The sequence below is a fragment of the Pseudomonas sp. R4-34-07 genome (assembly GCF_003852375.1).
Lineage (GTDB): Bacteria > Pseudomonadota > Gammaproteobacteria > Pseudomonadales > Pseudomonadaceae > Aquipseudomonas.
Genome location: NZ_CP027760.1, coordinates 5,872,531 through 5,899,509, shown reverse-complemented (window position 1 = coordinate 5,899,509; position 26,979 = coordinate 5,872,531). Strand labels below are relative to the sequence as shown.

The 26,979-nt window shown below is 62.4% G+C and carries 26 protein-coding genes; 11 read left to right on the top strand and 15 right to left on the bottom strand.

All coding sequences use genetic code 11. From position 1 onward, the window contains the following. Positions 1-162 precede the first annotated feature (162 nt). Together leuC and leuD are read left to right on the top strand one after the other, a co-directional pair. Entirely contained in the window at positions 163-1,584 is a 1,422-nt protein-coding gene (gene leuC, locus C4J85_RS27290) for a 3-isopropylmalate dehydratase large subunit (protein ID WP_124411142.1), read from the top strand. Beyond that, positions 1,581-2,195: a 3-isopropylmalate dehydratase small subunit gene (leuD, locus tag C4J85_RS27285; protein ID WP_124411141.1), complete on the top strand. Its 615-nt coding sequence runs from the start codon at positions 1,581-1,583 to the stop codon at positions 2,193-2,195. Before leuC ends, leuD begins: the two co-directional genes overlap by 4 nt. A 13-nt stretch (positions 2,196-2,208) precedes the next feature. Here the strand turns inward: leuD and C4J85_RS27280 are convergent, their stop codons facing one another. From C4J85_RS27280 to C4J85_RS27245, 8 genes are all read right to left on the bottom strand, one after another. Beyond that, a complete protein-coding gene (locus C4J85_RS27280; RefSeq protein WP_124408565.1) occupies positions 2,209-3,120 on the bottom strand; it encodes a LysR substrate-binding domain-containing protein in 912 nt (303 codons plus the stop codon). 77 nt (positions 3,121-3,197) lie between these two features. Continuing rightward, positions 3,198-4,094 carry an alpha/beta fold hydrolase gene (locus C4J85_RS27275; RefSeq protein WP_124408564.1) on the bottom strand — a complete coding sequence of 299 codons (897 nt, stop codon included), beginning with the start codon at positions 4,092-4,094 and terminating at the stop codon, positions 3,198-3,200. A 271-nt stretch (positions 4,095-4,365) separates the two neighbouring features. Beyond that, entirely contained in the window at positions 4,366-5,298 is a 933-nt protein-coding gene (locus C4J85_RS27270) for a phosphatidate cytidylyltransferase (RefSeq protein WP_124368904.1), read from the bottom strand. A gap of 1 nt (position 5,299) precedes the next feature. Beyond that, complete coding sequence (locus C4J85_RS27265; RefSeq protein WP_124365064.1) at positions 5,300-5,920, bottom strand: 1-acyl-sn-glycerol-3-phosphate acyltransferase; 621 nt, start codon at positions 5,918-5,920, stop codon at positions 5,300-5,302. A 9-nt stretch (positions 5,921-5,929) separates the two neighbouring features. Then, on the bottom strand, positions 5,930-6,373 hold the full coding sequence (locus tag C4J85_RS27260; RefSeq protein ID WP_124411140.1) for a hypothetical protein: 444 nt from the start codon (positions 6,371-6,373) through the stop codon (positions 5,930-5,932). Then, positions 6,363-7,661 carry a phosphatase PAP2/dual specificity phosphatase family protein gene (locus C4J85_RS27255; protein WP_124411139.1) on the bottom strand — a complete coding sequence of 433 codons (1,299 nt, stop codon included), beginning with the start codon at positions 7,659-7,661 and terminating at the stop codon, positions 6,363-6,365. The genes C4J85_RS27260 and C4J85_RS27255 overlap by 11 nt, the downstream gene beginning before the upstream one ends. Positions 7,662-7,663: 2 nt before the next feature. Continuing rightward, complete coding sequence (locus C4J85_RS27250) at positions 7,664-9,412, bottom strand: bifunctional alpha/beta hydrolase/class I SAM-dependent methyltransferase (RefSeq protein WP_124411138.1); 1,749 nt, start codon at positions 9,410-9,412, stop codon at positions 7,664-7,666. A gap of 11 nt (positions 9,413-9,423) precedes the next feature. After that, positions 9,424-10,047: a CDP-alcohol phosphatidyltransferase family protein gene (locus C4J85_RS27245; RefSeq protein ID WP_124365060.1), complete on the bottom strand. Its 624-nt coding sequence runs from the start codon at positions 10,045-10,047 to the stop codon at positions 9,424-9,426. 311 nt (positions 10,048-10,358) lie between these two features. Between C4J85_RS27245 and hflK (C4J85_RS27235) the strand changes: the two genes are divergently transcribed. The 8 genes from hflK (C4J85_RS27235) to cfaB all read left to right on the top strand — a co-directional run bounded on the left by hflK (C4J85_RS27235) (position 10,359) and on the right by cfaB (position 19,506). Next, positions 10,359-12,263, top strand: coding sequence for a protease modulator HflK (gene hflK, locus C4J85_RS27235; RefSeq protein WP_124411136.1), 1,905 nt, complete (start codon positions 10,359-10,361; stop codon positions 12,261-12,263). 9 nt (positions 12,264-12,272) lie between these two features. Beyond that, on the top strand, positions 12,273-13,265 hold the full coding sequence (gene hflC / locus C4J85_RS27230) for a protease modulator HflC (RefSeq protein ID WP_164485308.1): 993 nt from the start codon (positions 12,273-12,275) through the stop codon (positions 13,263-13,265). Beyond that, positions 13,262-14,296 carry a protease modulator HflK gene (gene hflK / locus C4J85_RS27225; RefSeq protein ID WP_124411135.1) on the top strand — a complete coding sequence of 345 codons (1,035 nt, stop codon included), beginning with the start codon at positions 13,262-13,264 and terminating at the stop codon, positions 14,294-14,296. The genes hflC and hflK (C4J85_RS27225) overlap by 4 nt, the downstream gene beginning before the upstream one ends. Further along, a complete protein-coding gene (locus C4J85_RS27220) occupies positions 14,293-16,179 on the top strand; it encodes a cation-translocating P-type ATPase (RefSeq protein ID WP_124411134.1) in 1,887 nt (628 codons plus the stop codon). Before hflK (C4J85_RS27225) ends, C4J85_RS27220 begins: the two co-directional genes overlap by 4 nt. A 116-nt stretch (positions 16,180-16,295) precedes the next feature. Next, positions 16,296-16,547, top strand: coding sequence for a hypothetical protein (locus tag C4J85_RS27215; RefSeq protein ID WP_124368894.1), 252 nt, complete (start codon positions 16,296-16,298; stop codon positions 16,545-16,547). A 63-nt stretch (positions 16,548-16,610) separates the two neighbouring features. After that, positions 16,611-17,456: a DUF692 domain-containing protein gene (locus tag C4J85_RS27210; protein WP_124411133.1), complete on the top strand. Its 846-nt coding sequence runs from the start codon at positions 16,611-16,613 to the stop codon at positions 17,454-17,456. Next, positions 17,447-18,232: a DNA-binding domain-containing protein gene (locus C4J85_RS27205; RefSeq protein ID WP_124411132.1), complete on the top strand. Its 786-nt coding sequence runs from the start codon at positions 17,447-17,449 to the stop codon at positions 18,230-18,232. The genes C4J85_RS27210 and C4J85_RS27205 overlap by 10 nt, the downstream gene beginning before the upstream one ends. An 89-nt stretch (positions 18,233-18,321) precedes the next feature. Further along, positions 18,322-19,506, top strand: a complete 1,185-nt coding sequence (gene cfaB / locus C4J85_RS27200; RefSeq protein WP_124368891.1) for a C17 cyclopropane fatty acid synthase CfaB — start codon at positions 18,322-18,324, stop codon at positions 19,504-19,506. A gap of 137 nt (positions 19,507-19,643) precedes the next feature. On the opposite strand, the gene cls is transcribed toward cfaB, so the two are convergent. Then, a complete protein-coding gene (gene cls, locus C4J85_RS27195) occupies positions 19,644-21,083 on the bottom strand; it encodes a cardiolipin synthase (protein WP_124411131.1) in 1,440 nt (479 codons plus the stop codon). A 130-nt stretch (positions 21,084-21,213) separates the two neighbouring features. Between cls and C4J85_RS27190 the strand changes: the two genes are divergently transcribed. Next, positions 21,214-21,735: a DUF3617 domain-containing protein gene (locus tag C4J85_RS27190; protein ID WP_124368889.1), complete on the top strand. Its 522-nt coding sequence runs from the start codon at positions 21,214-21,216 to the stop codon at positions 21,733-21,735. Here the strand turns inward: C4J85_RS27190 and C4J85_RS27185 are convergent. The 6 genes from C4J85_RS27185 to folE2 are packed head-to-tail and all read right to left on the bottom strand — an operon-like array spanning position 21,732 to position 26,941. Next, positions 21,732-23,069 carry a dihydroorotase gene (locus C4J85_RS27185; protein WP_124411130.1) on the bottom strand — a complete coding sequence of 446 codons (1,338 nt, stop codon included), beginning with the start codon at positions 23,067-23,069 and terminating at the stop codon, positions 21,732-21,734. The genes C4J85_RS27190 and C4J85_RS27185 overlap by 4 nt on opposite strands. Positions 23,070-23,072: 3 nt before the next feature. Next, positions 23,073-23,633, bottom strand: a complete 561-nt coding sequence (locus C4J85_RS27180) for a carbonate dehydratase (protein ID WP_124411129.1) — start codon at positions 23,631-23,633, stop codon at positions 23,073-23,075. Beyond that, a complete protein-coding gene (locus C4J85_RS27175; protein WP_124408548.1) occupies positions 23,630-24,508 on the bottom strand; it encodes a metal ABC transporter substrate-binding protein in 879 nt (292 codons plus the stop codon). Before C4J85_RS27175 ends, C4J85_RS27180 begins: the two co-directional genes overlap by 4 nt. A gap of 11 nt (positions 24,509-24,519) precedes the next feature. Next, the gene (locus C4J85_RS27170; protein WP_124411128.1) at positions 24,520-25,386 is read right to left on the bottom strand and encodes a metal ABC transporter permease; all 867 of its coding nucleotides are present in this window, start codon (positions 25,384-25,386) and stop codon (positions 24,520-24,522) included. Further along, entirely contained in the window at positions 25,386-26,054 is a 669-nt protein-coding gene (locus C4J85_RS27165) for a metal ABC transporter ATP-binding protein (RefSeq protein WP_124368885.1), read from the bottom strand. Before C4J85_RS27165 ends, C4J85_RS27170 begins: the two co-directional genes overlap by 1 nt. Then, positions 26,051-26,941: a GTP cyclohydrolase FolE2 gene (gene folE2, locus C4J85_RS27160; protein ID WP_124411127.1), complete on the bottom strand. Its 891-nt coding sequence runs from the start codon at positions 26,939-26,941 to the stop codon at positions 26,051-26,053. Before folE2 ends, C4J85_RS27165 begins: the two co-directional genes overlap by 4 nt. Between the last annotated feature and the right edge of the window lie 38 nt (positions 26,942-26,979).

Here is a 26,979-nt window from a genome sequence, read left to right as displayed (position 1 = left end):
ACCTGTTCGATGGGAGCGCTGAGGCATTTCTCCGGTAGCCGTTCGCGTCATCGGCCCATCGGTGATCCACGAACTGTAGAGCCATGTATTCCAGAGCTGCTCTTGATGACCACTCCCCGGTCCCTATCCTGTCGAAGGTGTCCCCGTGAGTGAGAACGCTTAATGAGCAGCCCCAGAACCCTCTATCAAAAGCACATTGATGCGCACACGGTCTGCTCGCTGGACGAGCAGGGCCATGTCCTGTTGTACATCGATCGCCAGGTCATCAACGAATACACCAGTCCGCAGGCGTTCAGCGGTCTGCGTGACGCCGGGCGCAACGTGTGGCGCCCTGGTACGGCGTTGGCGGTCGTCGATCATGTAAACCCCACCGCGCCCGAACGTACCGCGGTAATGCCAGATGCGGGTGGTGCGCGGCAAGTGTCCTATCTGGCGCAGAACTGCCAGGATTTCGGTATCGAACTGTTGGATATCCTGGATAAGCGCCAAGGTATCGAGCACGTCGTCGCCCCCGAACAGGGGTTCATTCTTCCGGGGATGGTGATAGCTGCCGGTGATAGCCACACCACCACGTATGGCGCCCTCGGTGCCTTCGGGTTTGGCATTGGCACCTCAGAAATCGAGCACTTGCTGGCGTCCCAGACACTCGTCTACAAACGCCTGAGAACCATGCGAGTCAACATCGTGGGTGCCTTGTCGCCGGGGCTGACATCCAAGGACGTCATCATGGCCCTGATCGGCCAGATCGGCGCTTCCGGGGCCACCGGGTTCGCTATCGAGTTTGCCGGTTCGACCATTGACGCCCTCAGCGTCGAGGCGCGCATGACCATTTGCAACATGGCCGTTGAAGCCGGCGCTCGTGGCGCATTCATGGCGCCGGACCAGAAGGTATTTGACTACCTTGAGGGTAAGCCGCGCGCGCCCACAGGCGAGCAATGGCGGCGTGCGGTGCACGTGTGGCGCAACTTGCACAGCGATCCGGGTGCGGTGTTCGACCACGAAGTCACGCTGGACGTCAGCACGCTGCTGCCGATGGTCACCTGGGGCACGAGTCCCGATCAGGTGGTCGCCATCAACGGGCGGGTGCCAGACCCGCTGCAGGTCAGCGATCTCATCCTGCGCCAGGACATGCAGCGGGCCCTGACCTACATGGGGCTCAAGGCGGGCGAGCCATTGAATGAAGTCGTCATCAGCCATGCGTTCATCGGTTCGTGCACCAATGCGCGTATCGAAGACCTGCGCGCTGCTGCCAGCGTGATCGGCGGCCGGCGCGTCGTCCCGCATGTGCGCGCGATGGTCGTGCCGGGCTCTACCGAAGTTCGTGACCAGGCTGAGGCTGAGGGCCTGGCCGCTATTTTTCGCGACGCCGGATTCGAATGGCGGCAATCGGGCTGCTCCATGTGCCTGGCCATGAACGACGACGTACTCGCCCCAGGCGACCGTTGCGCCTCCAGCACCAACCGCAATTTCGAAGGCCGCCAGGGCGCCGGTGCACGTACCCACTTGATGAGCCCGGCCATGGTGGCTGCGGCTGCAATAACCGGGCGGCTGACGGATGTTCGGCACCTCAGGGAGCACGTATGAGCAGCAATCCTTTTACCCAGGTCACCGGCACAGCGGCACCGATGTTGGCGGCCAATATCGACACCGACGTGATCATGCCCAAGCAGTTCCTCAAGGGAATTGACCGCAATGATTTGGACCAAGGGTTGTTCTATGACCTGCGCTTTCTACCGTCAGGGCAGCCGGATCCTGCGTTTGTGCTCAATAAGCCAGCTTGGCAGAACGCATGCTTCATGGTGGTAGGCCCTAACTTTGGCTGCGGTTCCAGCCGTGAGCATGCCGTGTGGGGCCTCAAGCAGAAGGGCATTCGCGCACTGATCGGCAGCAGCTTTGCGGGCATTTTCTACGACAACTGTCAGCGCAACGGCGTGCTGCTGATCAGCCTTGACGCCGCCACTGTGCAACGCATCGGCGAGGTGGTCGGGCAGGCGCAAACGGCTGAGATCTCGGTCAACCTGAGTGAACAAACGATCCTGTTGCACGGCCATGAAGTGATTCCCTTCCAGATCGACACGCTGCGCAAAACGGCCCTGTTGCTGGGGTTGGATGCCATTGGCAGCACCCTGCAACGCAGCGAGCAGATTCGCGCCTTCGAGCGCGAGCATCTGGCCGCCAACCCGTGGTTGTCGTGAAGGGAGGCGTCGCTCAGATCGACAGCTGCGCGAAGTGCGCCTGGAGAAATTCGACACAGGCCCGCAGCTTCCCCGAGTGAGCAAGCCGCGTGGGGTAGACGGCCCACACGTTGGCGCTTTGCCCATAGTCATGCAGTACCTGAACCAGCTTGCCCTGCTCGAGCAACGGTTTGACATCCCACAACGAACGCAGCAGCACACCCCGCCCGTGCAACGCCCACTGCAACACGATCTCGCCGCTGTTGGATGACAGCGGGCCTCCCACCCGCACGCTCTCCTGCGTGCCGTCGCGCTCCAGCACCCAGACCCCAAAGGCGTTATCGCGCTCCTTCAAGACAAGGCATTCATGGTGTTCGAGGTCACTCAGTTGCGCCGGTGCTCCGTGGCGTTCCAGGTAGCTGGGAGCCGCGCACAGGATGCGCCGGTTACTGACCAGCTGACGCCCGATGTGCTGGCCAGGAATGTCGTCACCCACACGGATTTCCAGATCGAAGCCTTCGCTGACGATATCCACTACCCGATCGAACAGGTCCAGGCGGATTTCCAACCCAGGGTAACGATCAGCGAGCAACGCCAGCGCGGGTGCCACGTGAATACGACCAAAGCCGAAGCTGCTGCAGATATGCAGGCGGCCACGGGGGCTGTCGTGGGCATCGATCAACTCATCGGACAGATGCTGGAAGTCCTCCAGAATGCGCGCCGCCCAGTCCTTCACACGCGCGCCGTCGTCGGTCAAGGTGATACGTCGACTGGTACGGTGCAGCAAGCGTGTCGCCAGGGTATTTTCGAGGATTTGAATGCGCTTGCTGACGTAAGCCGCCGACACGCCAAGCTCATCGGCGGCGGCGGCAAAACTGGCCTTGCGGATCACGGTCAAGAACACCCGCAGGTCTTCGGGGAGGGGCATCGAGCCTTTGTAAATCATCGAAAGCGCATACGTGGCGGCGTGAACTGCGAGGATAACATCGCATGGAAGGAGGCTGGCTGCGCCCACTCGTGCCCTCAGTCGGCAGCGACGTACTCGCCAGCGAAAAAACTCAGCACGGCTTCAAGCAATAACCCAGGCACTTCCTCGGCAATGTAATGGCCGCAAGGCAAGGCTTTGCCGCGTACATCAGTGGCGACCTGCTGCCATTCCTTGAGCGGATCGAAACAGCGCCCCACCGTGCCTTCTGCGCCCCACAGGACCAACAGCGGCAGCGTCAGCCGATGACCGGCGGCGATATCGGCGCGATCATGTTCCAGGTCGATCCCGGCCGAGGCGCGGTAATCCTCGCAAATGCCCCGGGCACTGCCGGGAAGCTGCAGGCACCGCAGGTACTCGCCGAATGCCTCTGCCGTGAAGGGCTTGAGGCCGGCACTGCGGCTGCCCATCACACTGCGCAGATACAGCTCAGGGTCGGCCTCGATAAGGCGCTCCGGCAGCGGCGCCGGTCGGATGAGGAAAAACCAGTGCCAGTAGGCGCGGGCAAAGGCTTCGTCCGTTTGTGTGTACATTGACAGGGTAGGGGCGATGTCGAGCAGCGCCATTTGCTTGATCGCGTGGGGATGGTCGAGCGCCAGGCGATGCGCCACCCGCGCTCCACGGTCATGGGCAAGCACGCTGAACTGCTCAAAGCCCAACGCCTTCATCAGCTCAGCGCAATCAAGCGCCATTTCACGCTTTGAATAATGTGAATGCTCAGCATCGGCCGCCGGCCTGGCGCTATCGCCATATCCACGCAAGTCAGCGGCGACCACGGTAAATTCACTGGCCAACCGTTCGGCAACCTTGTGCCAGATAACGTGGGTCTGAGGGTGACCATGCAACAGCAACAGCGCGGGGCCGGATCCACCGATGCGATAGCTGATGTTCAGGCCATTGACCTGGCGCTGTTGTTTCTGGAAACCAGCAAACATGATTCGACTCCATGAGGGTGCTGGCTGAATCCTGGGATCAACCGAACCCAGCTGCAATAGGCCAAGCGTGGAAGCACGGTTTATGAACTGTGTTTCAAGTGACCAGGATCCGACTTTGCCTAAACCCGGAAAGCACCACAAACCCAAGGTGGGAGGGGGCTTGCCCTCGATTGCGGTGTATCAGCCAACCTATTCGGTGACTTTCACACCGCCATCGGGGGCAAGCCCCCTCCCACAGTTTGATCTTCATTGGTTTTGAGAAAGGGGTAGGTCAGGTCCACCAGTAACGCACCAGGTGGAAGAAGATCGGCGCCGCAAAGCACACCGAATCCAGCCGATCCAGCATGCCGCCGTGCCCTTCGATCATGTGCCCCCAATCCTTTACGCCGCGATCGCGCTTGATCGCCGACATCACGATCCCGCCGGCAAAGCCCAGCAGGTTGATCAACAGCGCGATCAAAAACGACTGCCAGGGATTGAACGGCGTGGTCCACCACAGCGCGGCACCGATCAGGGAGGACAGCAGGATCCCGCCGACAAAACCTTCCACGGTTTTGGACGGCGAGAGGTTGGGCGCGATCTTGTGTTTGCCGAACAGCTTGCCGCACACGTACTGCAACACGTCCGACAGTTGCACCACGATCACCAGGTAGGCGATCAGCAGCAGGTTGCGGCCTTCATAACCCGGAATGTCCAAGGTCAGCAACGCCGGGACGAACGACACGCAGAACACCGCGATCATCAGGCCCCATTGCACCTTGGATGCGCGCTCCAGGAAGTGGGTGCTGTCGCCGCCCAGGGAGGCGAGTATCGGCAGCAGCAGGAACACGTAGACCGGGATGAAGATCGAGAACAGTCCGTACCAGTCGGCGTAGATCAGCACGTACTGTAGCGGGAGGGCGAGGTAGAACGCCGCTACCAGGGCTGGGTAGTCGCTGCGCCGGGTCGGCGTGAGGGTGAGAAATTCGCGCAAGGCATAGAAGGACACCGCATAGAACAGCAGGATCACTGCGCCGGTGCCGAGCCAGAAGGCGACACCGATCACCACCACCATCACCCACCAGGCGTTGATGCGGGCGTTGAGGTTGTCGATCACCGCATTGGGGGTGCCACGGGTGCGCAGCTTCAGGATCAGGCCGATCAGCGAGGCGGTGACCAGAATCGCGCCGATCCCGCCGAATAACATCAAGGTCTGGCTATCCATCTCAGGAATGCTCCGGGGCGAGGGCAAGCAGGGCGTCGCGGGTGCGGGCAAGGAACGCGGCTTTGTCTTCGCCTTCTTCCAATTGCAGCGGAGCGCCGAAGCTGGTTGTGCATAACAATGGCAATGGCAAGACACGGCCCTTGGGCATGACGCGGTTGAGGTTGGCTATCCACACCGGGATCAACTCGGCCTGTGGGTAACTGTTTGCCAAGTGGTAGAGGCCGCTCTTGAAGGGCAGCAAGCCGTCCTCCAGATTGCGTGTACCTTCGGGAAAAATAATCAACGAGTCGCCGCCTTCGAGGGCGGCAAGCATTGGCTGCAAAGGGTTATCCACAGGCTCTTTGCGCTCGCGATCAATCAGTACGCCGTTGAACACGCGGTTGATGATGTAGCGGCGCAGCGCACTTTTATTCCAGTAATCGCTGCCGGCCACAGGGCGGGTGAATTTGCGCAGGTTCTGCGGCAGCGACGCCCACACCAGCACGAAGTCGCCGTGGCTGCTGTGATTGGCGAAATAGATGCGTTGCACCGGCACCGGCGCGCAACCCAGCCACAGGCTGCGGGCGCCGGTGACGGTGCGGGCCATGGAAGTAATCAGTGTGGCGACCACGGGTTCGAACATGGGAATTCCTTATTCGGCGAAAGGTAGCCAAGGGCTGGCAAGCAGCACGCCCAGGGTCAGCAGCGCTTGCGCGCCGAGCAACCAGGCCTGTTTGCGCAGCAATTTGAGGGCGCCACGACGGCGTTCGGCCCAGGGCCGGCCCGCGCGCTTGGCCGATTGCAGGCCAAGGGCCTGCAGGGCTTGGTCAAGGTCTGCGGTGCGCTCGACGTCGCGAGCGAGCAGGGCAAACAGATCGGCGTCGAACGCAACGCGCAGGGCCCAGTATTTTTGCACAAGGCCCAGGATGATCATCCACAAGGCCAGCAGCAGGCAGACCGTTGAAACACTCGCCATCAACAGTTGGGCCACACCGAACAACACGCCGGCCACTGTGAGGCCTGTGGATAACTGATCCAGCGAACGGCCACGGCGCAGCAGGTTGGCGACGACTTGCAGTTCCATATCAGCAGGCATTGGGCAAACCCTCCAAGGCGAGACGATGTGCGGGATGCAGGACCACACGGGTCCGCGCTGTACGAATAATAGCCAGCGCTTGATCCACCGTCGTCGCGCGGCCGCTGTGCAACAGCCAGGCGGCAATGGCCGTGGCGCTGCGCGAGTAGCCCAGGGCGCAGCACACCAGCAACGGGCCGTCCGAGCGCAGGCGTTCGATGGCCTTGGCGGCTTGCAGGCATTCGGCGGAGGTGGGCGCGATCAAGTCCAGAAGAGGAACGCAGTGATAGGTACGGCCTTGTGGATCAATTGGTAATTCAGCGCAGAGATCGACGATGGCTTTGAATGGCTGTTGCTCGCCCGCCGCTGGAATTCGCCCCAGCCAAACGTTATCCACAATCAGTTCGGGCTGTGGATGCCGGCGTGTCCACAGCCGTGAATTGATCCAGGCGGCGACCAGATAAGGCGCATACAGCCAGCGCGCAGCAGGCGTCAGCTGGCCGTCGTTGCGTTTCTGAAAACCCTCGGCACCCAGCAGCCAGTAATTGGCTGCGACCAGCGCGAGGGACACTGCTGGCCACAGCAGCCATAACCCCCAACCGCCCAAAGCCAGCGCGAGCAGCATCAGCGCCAGCGCGCCAAGGGCGTAGCGCGCACCCAGCCAACCGCGCTTCACGTCCCGCGTAAGTCGGGCATTGAGCAGCGGGCTGGCATGTTCCAGCGGCCATAACCACACGCACAACCACCCCGCGAGGGCGCCTGTGGGTAAGTCGATAAAGTGATGTTGATAAGTGGTCAGTACGGAAATACCGATCAGTGCAAACCAGCCGTGCACTACCCAGCGCCAAAAACCCTGGGTATGCCGCTGGTACATCACCCACAGGATCACCAGCAACGCGATATGCAGGGAAGGCGCCTGGTTGAAGGGCTTATCAAAGCCGGCCAGCACGGCAAACAACCAGCCGAACACGCCATCCAGCTCCGGCCGTTCGAAGGTGAAGCGCAGCGGCCAGATCAGGAAGCAACTGACGGCAATCACCTGGGCCGTCAGCAGGCGCAGGGCGTGTTGCTTGAGTTCGTGGCGGGTGCTCGGCAGCAACAGCGAGAACCCGTAGAGCAGGTCGATGGACCAATAGGGCACGATGGTCCAGGCCCAGAACGGCATATGGGTTTCCCAGCCGAACACCAGCGTGCCCACATCGCTGCGCTGGTTGGTGACCCAAGTAGCGAGGCCGTAGGTGCTGAAAAACAGCGGCGCCAACAGCAGCAGCCACAGCAGCGCCGGTTTGAACAGGCCGGGTTCGCGCATGCTCAGATCTTCTGTGCCAGGGACACGGTGAAAATGCCCCACTCATCCACACGCTGGGTGATCTTGCGAAAGCCCGCCGCCTCCACCAGTTGGTCCATTTCCGCCTGACTGCGCCGACGCATCACCCAGGCCTGGCCCTGGCGGTGGCTGGTCAAGGCGCGGGCGATCAGTTCCAGCTGCGGGTGCCACGGTTGGCCGGTGTAGACCAGATAACCGCCGGGCTCAACCGCTTCGGCGAGGCCCGCCAGCGAACCGCCGACCATGGCGTTATCGGCAAACAATTCATACAGCCCGGACACCACCGCCAGCGTCGGCTTCGGCTCCAGTGCGGCAAGGTTCGCCCGATCGAATGCATCGGCTTTGATGAACTGGGCGATATCGTCCAGGCCCTTTTCACGGATCAAGGCGCCACCGTCGCGCACGTTGATGTCGCTGTAGTCGCGCAGCAGGATCGATTCCGGCAGCGGCGACACACCCTGCAAAGCCTCCAGAATGTAACGACCGTGGCCAGCAGCGATATCGACGATGCGCACTTCGCGCTCATCGGCACGCAACCTGGCCATGGCCAGGCGCAGCAGTTCTTCGACGTTCAGCTTGCGCTGACGGATGCCGCGCCAGCCAATGGAGTTGAGGTAGTTGGTGTCGATCATCCGTCCCAGCGCGCCTTTGCCGGTGGGCGTGTTGCGGTATACGTAATCCAGGGTGCTGCCGGAATCGAAGCCGGTGTCGAAGCCCAGTTTCACCCCCTCCGACAGGTTCTTGCCCAGGCCCATGCTGGCGCGGGTCATGCGCCAGTACAGATCGCGCAGGGAATTGCGCGGCAGTGGTGCGGCGAGGGCTTCGGATTCGGCGCAGGTGGCGCCCAGTTTGTCGGCGTCCAGCAGCGAGGCGCGGTCCAGCGGCTGCGCAAAGTTTTGCAGGATAAAGCGCTTGGCGCTGTTGATGGCCACGGCGCGGTCACGCTCGCCAAGGGTGTCGTGAAAGAAACCCGGGAGAATATGCAGCTCTTTTTTCAGGCTGCCGAGGCGGTCGAAAAACTGCTGCTGGGGTTTACGGTGCACCACGAAGTCGGAGCCGGAGACCAGCAACTGGGTCGGCACCTGGATGGCCTGGGCATCGGCTACAACCCGGTCGGCCGCTTCGTACAAGCCCAGCAGCACATTCACCGAGATGGCCTTGGTGATCAGCGGATCGCTGTCGTAGGACGCCACGCGCTCCGGATCATGGCTGAGGAACTTGGCCTTGACGTAACTGTTGACGAAAAAGTTGCCGCGAAATCTGCGCATCAGGGCCAGGCCCGGGCGTGCGAAGGGCACGTACAGCTTGACCTTGAAGGCAGGGGAGGCGAGCACCAGGGCGCGGATCTTCGGTGCGTAGTCATGCACCCAGGTGGCCGCGATCACCGCGCCGACGCTTTGGGCGATGACCGCGACGTTTTCCTCTTCGATGCCGTAGGCGCCGCCGATGTGGTCGCAGAAAGTCTGCACGTCGCGGGCGCTGGTGGCAAAGCTGGGGCTGTCACCGCGCTCGCCGGGGGATTGGCCATGGCCACGGGCGTCCCAGGCGAAGAAGTCAAAATCAGGCAGGCCCAGTTCGTCCACCAGGTGCGCGATACGCCCGGAGTGCTCATGACCGCGATGGAACAACACAATGGCTTTGCGCGGCCCGGCGCCTGCCGTGGCCGGCCAGTGCCGGTAAAACAGCTCGACGCCGTCATGGGTGCTGAAGCTGTGTGGTTGCTGTTCGCGCATCGCAAGCATCCTTATGCAATCGGTGAGGTGTCTGAGTGTTCCTTGAGGCCCTGACGCACCCGGTTGACCAGGGTGTAGGCCAGCAGCGCGGCGACCAGCCACATCACCGTGTCGACCCAGCCGGCGCCGAACCAGCCCAACGCCACTCCAGTGGCCAGCACCCCGAGCACGAATGCCCGGTCACTTTTGCCCATCGGCCCGTCATAGCGGCGCGATGCGCCCACCATCGGCCCCAGCACACCGGCGTATTCGCTGAACACCGCAAGCAGCGTCACCAACAGCACGGGCGCCAGGCTCACGTCGGGGATCAGCGCAAACGGCAGGATCAACGCACTGTCAGCGATCACATCGCACAGTTCATTGAGGTAGGCGCCCAGGCGCGATTGCTGGCCGAACTCGCGCGCGAGCATGCCGTCGACGGCATTCAGGGCCATGCGCACAATCATCCACAGCGGGATCAGCGCGAACAGCCACAAGTGCTGGGCGAAGCTGGCAATCAGCAGGCCCACCAACACGGAAATGACGCCGGCCAGCACGGTGATCTGGTTGGCGGTGGTGCCGTTGTCGTAAAGGCGCTGCACGAGGGGCCGCAACAGGTTTTGGAACCGCGGTTTGAGCTGATAAATGGAGATCATGAAGGAGGGCGCTTCCCTGTCCGTGGAGCCGCGAAAAAACTGTTCTGGAGTTTGCCGATTAATTTGGGTGCGCACCAGTGATGCCGCGTGTTTATGGGGGTTTAGTCACGATCTTTGGAACAACAAAGAGCAAATGTGGGAGGGGGCTTGCTCCCGATGGCGGTGGGTCAGTTGCTTGAGGTGCTGGCTGACCCACCGCTATCGGGAGCAAGCCCCCTCCCACAGGGATCGGCGCTGTAGCCAAAAGCGAACAAAAATTTCACGCTCCGTGTTATATCGTAACGAATTATGTATAAGCGGGCGTTGAGTGGATGCAAGTGGATCTAGAAGCTGACGGCGCTTCGGTTGAGGGCCTGCCGCGTTTTCAGCAGGGGCTGTTCCATGCCCGTCGATTGCGCCAAGCCGGTATCAGCCTGACGGCCTTGGCCGTCACCGGTTGGGTGCTGGCGTTATTTGTGGCGCTGTTTGCACCGGTCTCGATCTGGCCGGTGGTGTTGATCAATTGCTCGTCGGCCTTGCTCGTCTTGGTCGCCGGCTTGCAGTCGGCCTGGTGGGTAGCCGATTGGCGTGCCCAGGCGTTGGAAGAACCTGCGGTTGAACTGCCGGTTGCAGAGACGGGCCGCTACGCGCGCCTTGCGCAGCGCCTAGGCAAGCAGATCGGCGCGCCGGTGTTGTGGCTGTGCGGTTGGTCGTTACTGGCGCTGGTCAGCGTTATCGAATTCTGGAGCCTGGCGCTGCCTGCTGCCGCCGTCGGTCAATCCGCCAGCATCGGCGCGGCGCTGGGCTTGGCGCTGGCGTTCGGTTTGCTGGTGTTCGAGCGGCGCATGGCCCAGGAAACCGCCGCGCAATGGCCGGAAGCCACGCAACTGGCGCAATTGAGCCGGGTGGCGATCACCTGCCTGGTGATCAGTGCGCTGTGCCTGCTGTTTGCCGGTGCGCAATCGGTGTGGCCGCTGCGGCTGGCGACGCTGATCGGCCTGTTGCCTGCGCTGGTGGCGCTGGAGTTTGTGCTGCGCGGCGTGCTGTCACTGTTCAGCCCACGCCAGCCGCGTCTGGAACCGCGCCTGATGGCGCAGAGTGTGGTCGCAGGCCTGCTGCGCTGGCCGCCGCAGCCGCTGCAGGCTTTGCAGCATGAATTGCACAACCGCTTCGGCATCGACCTGCGCCAGATTTGGGCGTTTACCTACATGCGTCGTGCGTTCCTGCCGGTGCTGCTGGTGGTGCTCGCGGTAGGCTGGGCGCTGACCGGCGTGCATGAAGTCCCTCTGCAGGGCCGTGGGATTTATGAGCGTTTCGGCAAACCGGTCGAAGTCTTCGGCCCGGGCCTGCACGTCGGGTTGCCCTGGCCTCTGGGCCGCGTGTTGAACGTGGAGAACGGCGTGGTGCACGAGCTGGCGACCAGCGTCAGCGAAAGCGCCGCGCCCGAGTTGACCGCCGCTGAAGGCCCGGCGCCGCTGATCGCCAATCGCCTGTGGGACGCCAGCCATGTGAATGACAAGTCCCAAGTCATAGCCAGCAGCAGTGGCGACAAACAGAGCTTCCAGATCGTCAACATGGACGTGCGGTTCGTCTACCGTATCGGCCTGACGGACCAGGCCGCGCTGGCTGCCACCTACAACAGCGCCGATGTCCCGACCTTGATCCGCAGCACTGCCAGCCGCATCCTGGTGCACGACTTTGCCTCACGCACCCTCGATGAATTGCTCGGCGAACAACGCACCCGCCTCGCCGACGAGATCGGCCGCAGCGTACAAGCAGACCTGCAAAAGCTCGACAGCGGTGTGGAAATTCTCGCCACGGTCGTCGAAGCGATCCACCCACCAGCCGGCGCCGCCAACGCCTACCACGGCGTGCAAGCCGCGCAGATCGGCGCCCAGGCATTGATCGCCCGCGAGCGTGGCGCGGCCAGCGAGCAGACCAACCAGGCGTTGCTGCAAGCCAGCACCGCCCGCGACCAGGCCCAGGCCACCGCGCGCGAAGTGAATGCCGGTGCCCAGGCGGCCAACCTGCGCTTCGTTGCCGAACAAAAAGCCTACGCCGCAGCGGGCCGGGCTTTCGTGCTGGAACAGTACCTGGGCCAGCTCAGCCAGGGCCTGGCCCACGCCAAACTGCTTATTCTGGATCATCGCCTGGGCGCCGACAGCGCGCCGACGATCGATCTGCGATCTTTTACCTTACCGGCCGATCCCTCGGTGCCGCGTAAAGCCGTTCAATAAGGAGTCTGTCTGTTGAGCGCTCATTCTCACGATCACGGTCATCACCATCATCACGGCCACCATCACCATCATGGCGATGAACAGGCAGACAGCCCTTTCCCCTGGCGGCGTATGGCCTGGGCGGTAGTGCTGGTGCTGTTTGCCATCGCGGCGGCGAGCCTGGTACAGGTGCGCTCCGGCGAGGCCACGGTGATTACCCGTTTCGGCAACCCGGTGCGGGTGCTGCTGGAACCGGGCCTGGGCTGGCGCTGGCCGGCGCCGTTTGAAGCGGCGATTCCGGTTGACCTGCGCCTGCGCACCACCTCCAGCGGGTTGCAGGATGTGGGCACCCGCGATGGCCTGCGGATCATCGTGCAGGCCTACGTAGCGTGGCAGGTGCAGGGCGATACCGACAATGTGCAACGCTTCATGCGTGCGGTGCAGAACCAGCCGGATGAAGCGGCGCGGCAGATCCGTACCTTCGTCGGTTCGGCGCTGGAAACCACGGCGGCCAGTTTTGACCTGTCCAGCCTGATCAACACCGATGCCAACCAGGTGCGTATCGCCGATTTCGAAGCCCAACTGCGCCAGCAGATCGATCAGCAATTGCTGGCCACCTATGGCGTACGCGTGGCCCAGGTCGGTATCGAACGGCTGACCTTGCCCTCGGTGACCCTCACCGCCACGGTCGACCGCATGCGCGCCGAACGTGAAACCATTGCCACCGAGCGCACCGCCGTGGGCAAGCGTGAGGCGGCGCAGATCCGCTCGGCAGCCGAACGTGATGCACGGATCATGCAAGCCGACGCCACGGTGAAAGCCGCCGATATCGAAGCGCAATCGCGGGTCGAAGCGGCGCAGATTTATGGACGCGCCTACGCGGGTAATCCGCAGCTGTACAACCTGCTGCGCTCGTTGGATACCTTGGGCACCGTGGTGACGCCGGGCACCAAAATCATCCTGCGCACCGATGCCGCGCCGTTCCGCGCGCTGGTCGACGGGCCCAAGGATGTGCAGCCATGAGTGAGCGTGACAGCCCGGACAGCCCCTGGATCCAGGCCGGACGCCTGACGTTCCTGGCGCTGTACGCAGTCACCGTGTTGGCGGCGCTGGCCTGGGCGTTTTCCAATGTGCGCCAGATCGACCCGCAGAACCGCGCCATGGTGCTGCACTTCGGCGCCCTCGACCGCATTCAGAACGCCGGGCTGCTGCTGGCCTGGCCGCAACCGTTCGAACAGGTGGTGCTGTTGCCGGCGGCAGACCGGGTGATCGAGCGTCGGGTGGAGAACCTGTTGCGTTCTGAGGCGGCCGTGCAGGCTGACCGCGTGGCCAGTTTCGCCACACCCCTGAGCGATACGCTGGCCGGTTCCGGCTATTTGCTGACCGGCGATGCCGGGATCGTGCAGCTGGATGTGCGGGTGTTCTACAAGGTCACCGAGCCCTACGCCTTTGTGTTGCAGGGCGAGCATGTGCTGCCGGCGTTGGACCGCCTGGTGACCCGCAGCGCGGTGGCCCTGACGGCGGCGCGGGACCTGGACACCATCCTGGTCGCGCGCCCCGAGCTGATCGGCGCCGACAACGGCGCCGCCGAGCGCCGCGAAAAGCTGCGCGGCGACCTGGTGCAAGGCATCAATAAGCGCTTGGCGCAGTTGGCCGCCAGCGGGTTGGGCCTGGGCATCGAAGTGACACGGGTCGATGTGCAATCGAGCCTGCCGGGCCCGGCGGTGAACGCGTTCAATGCGGTACTCACCGCCAGCCAGCAAGCCGACAAAGCGGTGGCCAACGCGCGTACCGATGCGGAAAAACTCACCCAGACCGCCAACCAGGAGGCTGATCGCCAGGTGCAAGTCGCCCATGCCCAAGCCAGTGAACGCCTGGCCAATGCCCGGGCGCAGACCGCTGCCGTCACCGGCCTGGCGCAAGTCCAGGACCCGGGCCTGTTGCTGCGCCTGTACCGCGAGCGCCTACCGAAGATTCTGGGCCAGGCCGGCTCCGTCACCACGGTCGATCCTAAAGACGACTTCCGTTTGATCATTCAGGGAGCCGAACAATGAGCGCACCCATGCTGACCTCCGCCGAGCAGCGCAGCGCCGCCCGGCAATTGACCCTGGCCATGCTGGCCCTGGGTTTACTCGTATTGGGCCTGGTATGGCGCTGGCTGGCGGCGGACCAGAGCGGGGTCAGCCAACTGCTGCTCGGTGTGGCCTCGCTGCTGGTGGCCGTGCCGGTGATGCGTTCGGCCTGGTACAGCCTGCGCTATCCCAGCCTGCATGGCATCACTGACCAATTGATCGCGCTGGCGATGATCGGCGCCTGGGCCACTGGCGATCTGCTGACCGCAGCGCTGCTGCCGATCATCATGATTTTCGGGCATGTGCTCGAAGAGCGCAGCGTGATCGGTTCCCAGGAAGCGATCCACGCGCTGGGTAAACTCACGCGCAGCCATGCGCGCCGGGTGCAGGCTGACGGCAGCATTGTCGAAGTGGATAACGGCACGCTGAACACCGGCGATGTGGTCGAAGTGCGCGCCGGCGACCGCGTGCCGGCCGATGGCGTGGTGCTGTCGGGCCAGGCTAGCCTGGACACGGCGCCGATCACCGGTGAATCGGTGCCGTTGGAAGCCAGCGTGGGCGTGCAGGTGTTTGGCGGGGCGATCAACCTGGACGGCCTGCTGCGCCTTGAAGTGACGCGCACGGGCAACGAGTCGACCCTGGGCAAAGTGATTGCGTTGATGCAGAACGCCGAGCGTTCCAAGCCGCCGATCACCCGGTTGCTGGAGCGTTATGCCGGTAGCTACATGGTGTTGGTGCTGTTGTTGGCGGCGGTCACCTGGTTCGTCACCAACGACGCCCAGGCGATGCTGGCCGTGCTGGTGGCGGCGTGCCCGTGTGCGTTGGTGTTGTCGGCGCCGGCTACCGCAATTGCCGGGATCGCGGTCGCTGCACGGCACGGCATCCTGATTCGCAGCTCGGCGTTTCTGGAAGAGTTGGCGGACCTCACTTCACTGGTTATCGACAAGACCGGTACCTTGACCTTCGGCACCTTGCGCCTGCAGTCCATCGAAACCGCGTCTGCCGATCGCCAGGCCTTGCTCAACCTGGCGGCCAGCCTCGGTGCCGCCAGCAGCCATCCGGTCAGCCGTGCATTGGCGGGGTTGGCGACACAGCAACAGCGCGTGGTGCTGACCGATATTCGCGAGCGCCAGGGACTCGGTGTCGTGGCGCACACTGAACAGGGCGAAGCGGCGCTGGGCCGTCCCGAACTGTTCGAGCAACTGGCTATCGCTACGACCTCGGTGCCCAACCACGACGGCCCGATTGCCGGGCTCGCGCTGAACGGACAGTTCCTGGCCTGGCTGCTGCTGGCCGATAGCGTCAAACCCGAGGCGCGCCAGGCCCTGCAGGAACTGCGCGAGCTGGGCCTGGGTCGCCAGCTGCTGCTCACCGGTGACCGCCAGAGCGTGGCCGACAGCCTGGCCGTGAATGTGGGCATTGGTGAGGTCCAGGCCCAAGCGCTGCCGGAAGACAAACTCAACCGTGTGCTGGGGGAGATCGGCAGCGGTTTCCGGCCGATGGTGGTGGGGGATGGCATCAACGACTCCCTTGCCCTCAAAGCCGGTGTGGTCGGCGTGGCGATGGGCGCGGGCGGTGCCGATATCGCGCTGGCCTCGGCGGACGTGGTGTTGATCGGCAGCGATCTGCGCCGTCTGGGCACCTGTGTGCGCTTGAGCCGCCAGTGCCGACACACCTTGCAGGTCAATGTGATCATCGGCCTGGGCTGGACGTTGGCGATCGTGGTATTCGCCGCCTTCGGCTGGCTGGGTGCCGCCGGGGCCATGATCGCAGCGGTGTTGCATAACCTCAGCACCTTGCTGGTGCTGGGTAACGCCGGGCGGTTGCTGCGTTTTCAGGAGCCGCTGTTGAAGCTTGACGAATAATTTCAGAAAACTTCGTACCGGGCTGTAACGCTAAAAGGGCGCCTCACTCTAGTGGTGTGTCGAGACTGGGCAATCCGCTCAGACCGGCATCACCACTGACCGATGAGGACTACATAATGAATATCAAACACGCCGTTTCCGGTGCTGCCCTGGCTATCGCTGCGGCCTCCATGTTTGCCGGCGTCGCCACCCAGGTACAGGCCGCCGACGCTCCGGTTCATTGCTACGGCGTCACCTCCTGCAAAGGTATGAACGATTGCAAAACCGCTGAAAACGCCTGCAAAGGCCAGGCGGTGTGCAAGGGCCACGGCTTCAAGGCCATGACCAAGGCCGAGTGCGACAAGGCCGGTGGCAAAGTCGGCGAGTAACCGACACGCGAGTGCAACCGCAGCGGACCTCGCGCCGCTGCGGACACTTTCCAGGAGCGCATGATGACCCGTTCTTTCCCCTCCCTGGGTTACGGCCTGGGTTTGCGTCACGAATACTATGAACAGATCCTTGCCCAATCCCCTGCAGTGGATTGGTTCGAAGTGATCTCCGAGAATTATCTGTTGCAGGGCGGCAAGGCCTTGTATTACCTGGACGCCATAGCCGAACGCTACCCTTTGGTGATGCACGGCGTGTCCTTATCGATCGGCGGGCCCCATGCCATCGACACCGATTATCTCAAGCAGATAAAGGCCCTGGCCAAGCGCATCCAGCCAGCCTGGATTTCCGATCACCTGTGCTGGAGCCGTGGCAGCGCACACCAGTTGCATGACCTGCTGCCCTTGCCGTACACCGAAGAAAGCCTGTACCACGTTGCCGGACGCGTGCTTCAGGTGCAAGACGTGTTGCAACGCCCGCTGGTGCTGGAAAACGTCTCCAGCTATGTGCGCTCCAAGGCCGATGAATTCACCGAGTGGCAATTTCTCAATGCCCTGGCGCACCTGACGGGATGCCAATTGCTGCTGGACGTGAATAATGTGTACGTCAGCTCGCGTAATCACGGGTTCGGTGCCTGGACGTTCATTCGCAACCTGCCGCCTGAAAGCATTCGCCAACTGCATCTGGCGGGGCATAGGGACTACGGCGACTACGTGGTCGATACCCACGATCAGCCGGTGTGCGATCCGGTGTGGGCGCTGTATCAGCGCACGCTGGAACATCTGGGGCCGGTGTCGACGCTGTTGGAGCGTGACGATCATTTCCCGCCGTTCGACGTGCTGCTGGCTGAATTGAACAAGGCCCGGGAACTGGGTGCCACTGCGTTGGCCAGGCGGTCGCTATGCGCTTGATCGATTGGCAACGGGCGTTCGAGGCGCATCTGTTGGCTGACACCGGCGCCGCCGACAGTGGCTTTGCCGCCACTTTGCTTGGCGGCCCGACACTGGATGTAGACACGGGCCTGGCGATTTATCACAACGCCTACCTGTCCCGATTGCAGGACGTATTACGTCACGACTTTGCCGCCATCCGGTATTGGCTGGGCGATGATGAATTTGCCGCGCTGAGCCAAGCGTATATTCGGCGTTATCCCTCGGCCCACTACAATCTGCGCTGGCTGGGGGAGCGTTTTGCAAGGTTTATCCTCGAGCATCTGACGGCCGAACAAAGTGCCCCGCTGGCCGAACTGGCGCGGCTGGAGTGGGCGTTCACCCTGGCCTTTGACGCGCCTGCGGGCGAGGCGCTGAGCCTGGATCACATGGCGCAACTGGCGCCTGAAGACTGGCCGGGATTGCGCGTATCGCTGGTGCCTTCAGTGCAGCAGCTAACGTGCCGTTTCAACACGCTGAGCATCTGGCGGGCCAATAAGGATGAATCGGATTTTCCCGGCAGCCAGGCGCTGGACCCGACGCAGGCCTGCCTGGTGTGGCGCCATCAGAACCTGTGTCGTTACCGCAGTCTCGAGCCCGCCGAAGCCCACGCCCTGATGGGCATGGCCGCCAGCGGCTGGAACTTTTCAGAACTGTGCATCGAGTTGGCAGTCACTTATGGAGAGGGTGCGCCATTGCAAGCGGCCACATGGCTGAAACAATGGATCCAGGACGGGTTGCTCGAGCGTCGGGCTTAATGGCAGGCAGTTATTTAATCGATAGCTTCCTACTTTATTTTGGATGGTCTACCCTCACAGCAGACGTCTGAAACAAGGGGGGACTACTCATGCTCGCGCAACTTCCACCGGCCTTACAGAATCTTCAGCTACCGCTGCGTCTTCGACTCTGGGACGGCCATGAATTCAACCTGGGCCCCGAGCCCAGTGTGACCATCGTGGTCAAGGACCCTACGGTCGTCTCACAACTGACCCATCCCACGCTCGACGCCCTGGGCGAGGCCTTCGTCGAGGGCAAACTGGAGCTGGAAGGCTCCATCGCCGAGGTGATCAGGGTATGTGACGAGTTGAGTCACGCCTTGATCGAAGACGACGACGGCCCTCGTCCGGTGCGTTCGATCCACGACAAGGCGACCGACGCGGCGGCCATTTCCTACCATTACGACCTGTCCAACGAGTTCTACCAGCTATGGCTGGACCAGGACATGGTGTATTCCTGCGGTTATTTCGAAACCGGCAGCGAGTCCATCGACCAGGCCCAACAAGACAAATTCCGCCATCTGTGCCGCAAATTGCGGCTGCAGCCGGGTGAGTATCTGCTCGATGTGGGATGTGGATGGGGCGGGCTGGCGCGGTTTGCGGCGCGGGAATTCGGAGTCAAGGTGTTTGGGATTACCTTGAGCAAGGAACAACTGGCCCTGGCCCGGGAGCGGGTGAAGGCCGAAGGCCTGGAGGACCAGGTCGACCTGCAGCTGCTCGACTACCGCGACCTGCCGCAGGACGGCCGTTTTGACAAAGTGGTGAGCGTGGGCATGTTCGAACATGTCGGCCACGCCAACCTGGCGCAATACTGTCAGATTCTGCACGGCGCCGTGCGTGAGGGCGGCCTGGTGATGAACCATGGCATTACCGCCAAACACACCGACGGCCGCCCCGTGGGCCGTGGCGCCGGGGACTTTATCGAGCGCTATGTGTTTCCCAACGGCGAGCTGCCGCACCTGGCGATGATGACGGCCGAAATCAGCGAAGTCGGGCTGGAAGTGGTGGACGTCGAAAGCCTGCGCCTGCACTACGCGCGCACCCTGGACCATTGGAGCGAGCGCCTGGAGGACAACCTCGAAGCAGCGGCGAAGATGGTGCCGGAGCACGCCTTGCGTATATGGCGCCTGTACCTGGCGGGTTGCGCCTATGCCTTTGCGCGGGGTTGGATCAACCTGCATCAGATCCTGGCGGTGAAACCCCATGCCGATGGCAGCCATGAACTGCCGTGGACGCGGGAAGATATCTACCGCTGAGCCATTTTTTTAGCACACTGAAGAGCCAAATGTGGGAGGGGGCTTGCTCCCGATGACGGTGTATCAGCTACCCATTAGCTGGCTGACACGCCGCCATCGGGAGCAAGCCCCCTCCCACATTTTTACAGTGGTGTTTGTCAGAGAATCGGCGAGATCAAGCGCGCCACGCGCATGCCCAGCTGTTGCAGGCGCCGGGTTTCGCGGCTTTCCTCCTGGCTGACTTCATGGGCCAGGGCGAAGTCGTCCAGCAGCATCCGCTCCACCTCTTTGGCGAAGGCTTCGTCGACCGTCAGCAACATCACTTCGAAATTCAGCCGGAACGAACGGTTGTCCATGTTCGCGCTGCCGATGGCGCTGATTTCGCTGTCCACCAACACCACCTTCTGATGCAGAAAGCCCGGCGTATAGCGGAACACCCGCACGCCAGCGCGTACCGCTTCGATCGCGTAAAGGCTGGAGGCGGCGTAGACGATGCGGTGATCAGGGCGCGATGGCAGTAACAGGCGTACGTCGACACCACGCAAGACCGCCAGGCGCAGGGCGGCGAATACGGCTTCGTCAGGGATGAAATACGGGCTGGTGATCCACACGCGTTCGGTCGCGGCGTGAATGGCCTCGACGAAAAACAGCGAGCAGGTTTCATACGAGTCGGCCGGGCCGCTGGCGAGCAATTGACAGAGCACGCCATTCTCGGGGTAAGCGTCCGGCAGAATCAGGGGTGGCAGTTGGCGTGCGGCCCAGAACCAGTCTTCGGCAAACGACTCTTGCAAGCACGCCACCACCGGGCCGGTGACCTGCACATGGGTATCGCGCCATGGCGCCAGGGGCGGCTTTTTGCCGAGGTATTCATCGCCCACATTGTGCCCGCCGACAAATCCGGTGATGCCGTCCACCACCACGATCTTGCGGTGGTTGCGAAAGTTGACCTGGAAGCGATTCAGCCAGCCGCTGCGAGTGGCGAAGGCTTTGACGTTAACCCCGGCGTCGCGCAGCGATTGCACGTAGCGATGGGGCAGGGCGTGGCTGCCGATGCGGTCGTAGAGCACGTAGATATCCACACCTTCGGCCGCTTTTGCCGTGAGCAAGCTGTGCAGTTGGCGACCGAGTTCATCGTCATGAATGATGAAGAACTGGAACAGCACAGCGGTTTTCGCGCTGCGGATGGCCTCGAAGATTGCGCTGAAAGTGGCGTCGCCGTTAATCAGCAACTGCACTTGGTTATTGGCCAGGCACGGCATGCGGCCCAATTTGGGCATGGCGCGCAAAGAGGCGTAGGCATTGGAATTGCGCGCGGCCAGCGCTTCCTCGACCCAGGGGCGCCAGTTCAACTCGGCGATGGCCGTGTGCATTTCCTGGTTGGCCTGGCGACGCGCCTGGATGTAGGCGTCGAAGGTGCTGCGGCCGAAAATGAGGTAGGGAATCAGTGTGAGGTAAGGCATGAACATCAGCGACAACGCCCAGGCAATCGAGCCTTGGGCGGTCCTGACGGTCAGTACCGCATGGATCGCGGCGAGGCTCCCGAAAAAATGCAGCGTGGCAATGAAGTAGGCGAGCAGGTGCGGGCCAAAAAAATCCATGAACGACATTACTCCGGGCAGTCCAATGCGTAACAGACCATGTTCCACAGTGAATGTCGCTATTTTATTTGCCGTGCAACACTGGCACCTTTGCGACGTCTAACGCCCACAATTGCCCAGGAGTTACCCGATGAATGCTCGTCTGCTCTGTTTATCCATGGTTGTTGGTTTGTCGCTGCCGGTGGCAGCACAGGCACAGATGTTGGCGCCGGGCTTGTGGGAATTGACCACCAGCAATATGAAAGTCGATAACCAGGACCTGCCGGACCTGTCGCTGATCCTCGGTCAGCTCAAGCAACAGATGACCCCCGAACAGCGCGCCATGCTGGAAAAACAGGGCATCACCATGGCCGGTAAAGGCGTGCAGGTGTGCCTGACGCCGGCTCAGGTCGCGTCCGATTCCATCCCCCTGACGGACCCGCAATCAGGTTGTAAACAGGAAGTCACCGACAAGACCGGCAACCAGTGGAAATTCCGCTTCAGTTGCCCGAAAGCCCAAGGCGTGGGCGTGGCGACTTTCCAGAGCCAGAAAGAATTCACCACCACCGTCAACGGCACCTTCAATGCCACCGGCATCCAGCAAAAGGGCAGCCTGGACACTCACGCGCAATGGCTGGGCAACGATTGCGGTACGGTCAAACCTCGCGTTTAACGCAAGAAGTGCAGGGGCAGGCCCTGGCAGCTATCGACCACCTGGCCGTTGTGCCACGCCAGGTGGCCCGACACCAGGGTAGTGCTGACGCTGTGACGAAAGCTGCGCTCGGCGAACGGCGTCCAGCCGCAACGGGCAAGGATCGGTTGGCTGCTCACGGGTTTGCCTGCGGGTTCGGGCTTGATCAGCACCAGGTCAGCCCAATACCCCTCGCGTAGATAACCTCGATCCGGAATGGCAAACAGGTCGGCAACGCGATGGCTGGTTTTGGCCACCAGCGTGGTCAGCGGCAGCAGCCCGTCTGCCACCAGTTCCAGCAACGCCGGCAACGCATGTTGTACCAAAGGTAGACCTGCCGGCGCCTGGCGATAGTCCAGTTGCTTTTGTGCCCAGGTATGCGGCGCATGATCACTGCCAATCACATCCAGACGGTCACTCAATAGAGCCAGGCGCAGCGCGTCGCGGTCGGCGCGGGTCTTGATCGCCGGGTTGCATTTGATCTGGTGGCCGAGGCGCTGGTAGTCGCGGTCATCGAACAGCAAGTGGTGCAGGCAGACTTCGGCGGTGATGTGTTTGTCCGACAGCGGCTTGTCTTCGAACAAGGCCAATTCCCGCGCGCTGGTCAGGTGCAGCACGTGCAAGCGCGTGCCATGGCGTTTGGCCAATTCTACGGCAAACGATGAGGAGCGATAACACGCCTCGGCATCGCGAATTAACGCGTGCGCCACGGCGGGGATGCACTCGCCGAAGCGCTCGCGCAGGCGCAGCTCGTTGGCCTGGATGCTTGGCGTGTGTTCGCAGTGAGCCAGCAGTATCGTCGGCACTTCGGCAAACAGGCGCTCAAGCGTTTGCGGGTCGTCCACGAGCATATTGCCGGTGGAGGCGCCCATGAACACCTTGACCCCCGCCACTTCGCGAGGGTCAAGGGCCGCGACGGTGTCGAGGTTGTCGTGGCTCACGCCAAAGTGAAAGCCGTAGTTGGCCACCGAGTGCAACGCGGCGCGACGCTTTTTATCGGCCAGGGCGTACAGGCTCAACGTGGCCGGTTGGGTGTTAGGCATGTCCATGAAACTGGTGATGCCACCGGCCACCGCGGCACGGGACTCGCTGTAGAAGCTGCCTTTGTCCGGCGCGCCGGGTTCACGAAAGTGCACCTGATCATCGATCATCCCTGGCAACAACCACTGGCCTTGAGCGTCGATCTCTACCGGTTCGTTCATATGTTCAATGCTGCTGGCGATCTTCTCGATACGGCCACTGACCACCAGCACATCAGCGTCAAATACCTGGCCTTCATTGACCACTCTAGCGTTACGAATCAACAGGCGGCTCATGCTTCAGAACTCGTTTTGCAGGGCTTTGTAACCGCGCACCAGGTCGACATTGGTGCGGGCCACGTCTTCGGAAAACTCCGAGGCGCTGACGCTCACCGGCACGAACTGCGACAAATCGGTGTTGGGCCCGATGCGGGTGGTGGAGGGGACGTAGAAGGCAGCGGGCAGGTCGCGCCCGTCCACTACCGAGTTGTGACGCACCACCGAGCCGTCGCCCACGACGCAATTGAACAGCACGCTGTTGAAGCCGATGAACACGCGGTCGCCCACGGTGCAGGGGCCATGGACGATGGAGCGGTGCGCAATGGAGGTGAACTCGCCGATGGTCACGGCGGCACCGGATTTGGAGTGGATCACCACCCCGTCCTGACTATTGGAGTTGGCACCGATGGTAATCGGGTCCATGGCGCCGCTGGCGTTGACTTCGTCGGCGCGGATCACGGCGTAGGGGCCGACAAATACGTTTTCGCCGATGATCACCTTGCCGCAAATGATCGCGGTTTTATCGACGTAAGCCGATTCGGCAATCACCGGCAGGTCGCCGGAAGGATTTTTGCGGATCATGGTTTGCTCAAGGCCGCGCACAAGGTGTTGAGGTTGTATTCGAACAGCCCGATAAACGTGCTGGCCGGGCCTTCGGTGGCGAGGGCGTCGGAGTACAACGTGCCGCCGATCTGCGCGCCGCTTTCGTCGGCAATTTGCTTGAGCAGGCGTGAGTCCTTGATGTTCTCCATGAACACGGCCTTGACCTTGTCCTGGCGAATCTGGGTGATCAGCGCGGCCACTTCGGCGGCTGACGGTTCGCGCTCGGTGGACAAACCTTGTGGCGCGAGGAACTGGATGCCATAGGCCTGGCCCAGGTAACCGAAGGCGTCATGGGAGGTCACGATACGGCGGTTACCCGACGGCAGTGCGCCGAACTTGGCCTTGGCTTCGGCCAACACGCGGTGGATTTCTTTCAGGTAGGCCTGGCTGTTGCGCAGGTAGTCCGCCTGGTTGGCCGGGTCGGCGGTCACCAAGGCCTTGGTGATGTTGTTGACGTAAATCTCGGCGTTGGCCAGGTTGTGCCAGGCGTGTGGGTCCGGGATGGTCTCGCCGTCCTCGTCCATGGTGTGGGAGATCACGCCCTTGCTGGCGGTGACCACCGTGGCCTTGGTCTCGGTGCTGCGCACCAGTCGGTCCAACCAGGGCTCGAAGCCGAGGCCGTTCTTGATGATGAGTTTCGCCTTGAGCAACGCCTTGGCGTCGTCCGGCGTGGGTTCGTAGGTGTGGGCGTCGGCGTCCGGGCCGACCATGTTGCTGATCTGGATATGATCGCCACCGATCTGGTGGGTGATGTCATCGAGAATACTGAAGCTGGTGACCACTTGGAGTTTATCGGCGGCCTGGGCCATCGAGAGGGGCAGCAGCAGACTGAACAGCACGAGTAGAGCGCGCATCGGAAAACACCTCATTGGGATGTAAGCAAGGGCGGGCGGCGCAGCAAGCCGTGCACCGGACCGAAAACCACGGACAACGCATACCCGGCGCCCGCCACCAGCACGATGGCCGGGCCGCTGGGCAGTGAGTAGTAGAACGACAGCAACAATCCCAGCCACACCGACAGGCATCCCAGCACGGCCGATACTGCGATCAGCACCGGCAGGCGCCGGCTCCAGAAGCGCGAAGCGATGGCCGGCAACATCATCAAACCCACCACCATCAAGGCGCCGATGGCCTGGAAACCAATGACCAGGTTCAGCACCACCAGGGTCAGGAACAGCCCATGGGCGAGCGGGCCGAGGCGACTGACGGTTTGCAGAAACAGCGGGTCGAGCGTATCGAGCAGCAGCGGTTTGTAGATCAGCGCCATGGCGATCAGGCTCAAGCTGCAGACCCAGAGCATGCCGGTAAGGGTGGTTTCATCCACGGCCAGGGCCGAGCCGAACAGCAGGTGCAAAAGGTCCAGGCGCTTGCCAGCGATGCCCAGGATCAGCACGCCGGCAGCGAGGGAGATGGGGTAGATGGCGGCAAGGCTGGCGTCTTCACGCAGGCCGGTGCGGCGGGTGATCCAGGCGGATAGTCCGGCCATGCTCAGGCCCGCACCGAGGCCACCGATAGTCAGTGCCGGCAGGCTCAACCCGGCGAACCAGAAGCCCAGGGCGGCACCGGGCAGGATGCCGTGGGCCACGGCGTCACCGATCAGGCTCATGCGCCGCAGGATCAGAAACACGCCCAGCGGCGCCGTGCTGCAGGCGAGTACCAGGCCGCCGATCAGCGCGCGGCGCATGAAGACGAAGTCGACAAAGGGCATCCACAAGTGAGCAGCAAAGTGCATCAGGCCACCTGCAATTGCGGTTGTGGGCGGATCAGCTCTTTGCTCGGGCCCAGCGCGCAGCCGGTGCTTTTGATGTGCAGCACGTGCGGAGTGTGATGGCGCACCGAGGCCAAGTCATGGCAGACCACCATCAGCGTGCGGCCCGCTTCGTGCCAGGCGTGAATGTGTTTCCAGCACAGCGCCTGGCCTTCTTCGTCGAGGGCCGCGTGAGGTTCGTCGAGCAGCAGGACCGGTGCGTCGGTCAGGCTCATGCGGGCGAGCAGGGCGCGTTGCAGCTGGCCGCCAGACAGCGCCATCAAAGGGCGTTGCTCCAGGCCGCTGAGGCACCAGTCTTCCAGCACGGTTTGCAGGCGCTCGCTGCGTTGCGGTGGTGTGAGCCGGGTGCCCCAGAATCCGGCGGCAACCAGTTCTTGCAGGCTGATGGGGAACTGTCGGTCCAAGTGTTGCTGCTGAGGCAGGAACGCCAGGCCGCCACGGCGTGGAACAGCGACGCTGACGGTCCCCGCCAGCGGCTTTTGCAGGCCGGCGATGACTTTGAGCAGGCTGCTTTTGCCACAGCCATTGGGGCCGATGACGCCTGTGAGGCTGCCCTTTTCCAAGGTGAAATCCACGGCGGGGGTCAGCGGTTGGCCCGGGGCGCCCCAGCGCAAAGCGTTGCAGGTGATCATGGGGAGGGTCTCGTCCAGCGGCTTTCGGCCACGGCATCGTGCGCGTGCAGGCTTTCGGCGTGGATCACTTTGAGGTGGAAGGCTTTGACCGCATCCGAGCGTTTCAAGGCGAGGTTCAAGCGGCGGGCAGCGTCTTCGCAGAACATCAGGTTCTGCCCGTTGGCCAGCGCGAAGGCTTGTTCGTCGGCACGCTTGACTGCGGTTTGCACAGCGGTGCCGAGCGCGGCTTCGGCGGCGTTGATCAAATCGACGATGGCCAATTGGTCGCCTTGCACATGCACCTGTAGCTGTGCGCTGCTGCGCTGGCTGTGGGGCGTGGCGACGATGCCATTGGTGCTGCCGAGCCAGGTCAACACGTCTGCATGCCGCAATGGCGTGTTGGCGAAATCTTCGAGAAATTGCTGCTGAATCAATTGCCTGGCAAGGGCAGCGGAACACGGGCAGGTTGAGGAATAAGCAACGTCAATTTTTAGTTCCACGTGGAACATCTGGTTTTCCAGACGTGCCTCGATGCTTACCGGGTAGCGCTTCCAACCGTCCAGTGGGCTGACCAGGGCGGGGCGTTTCAACAGTAAGTGGGTGTGGATCCGCAGGTAGGCGTTGTTAGATAAATCTTCATGTGTGTCGAGAAAGCGCTGCAGTACATTACGCAGAAGTGCAGGGGTAAGCGGTTGCTGGTCGAACGCCTGCAGCGCCAAGTACAGGCGTGACATATGAATACCACGGGCCAGGCCATCGTCCAGGCTCACCCCTGCATCGGCGGTGGCGGGCAGACGTTGGTCCTCGAGCAGAACCGGCAAGGCGATGCCGCACATGCCGACCCAGTCGAGTGGCAAGGCTTGGCGTGAAGCCTGCGCAGCGATATCCGGCAGAGTCAGCGCATTCATAAGCAGGTCCATCGTTGGAAATAATTCGACATGTTATA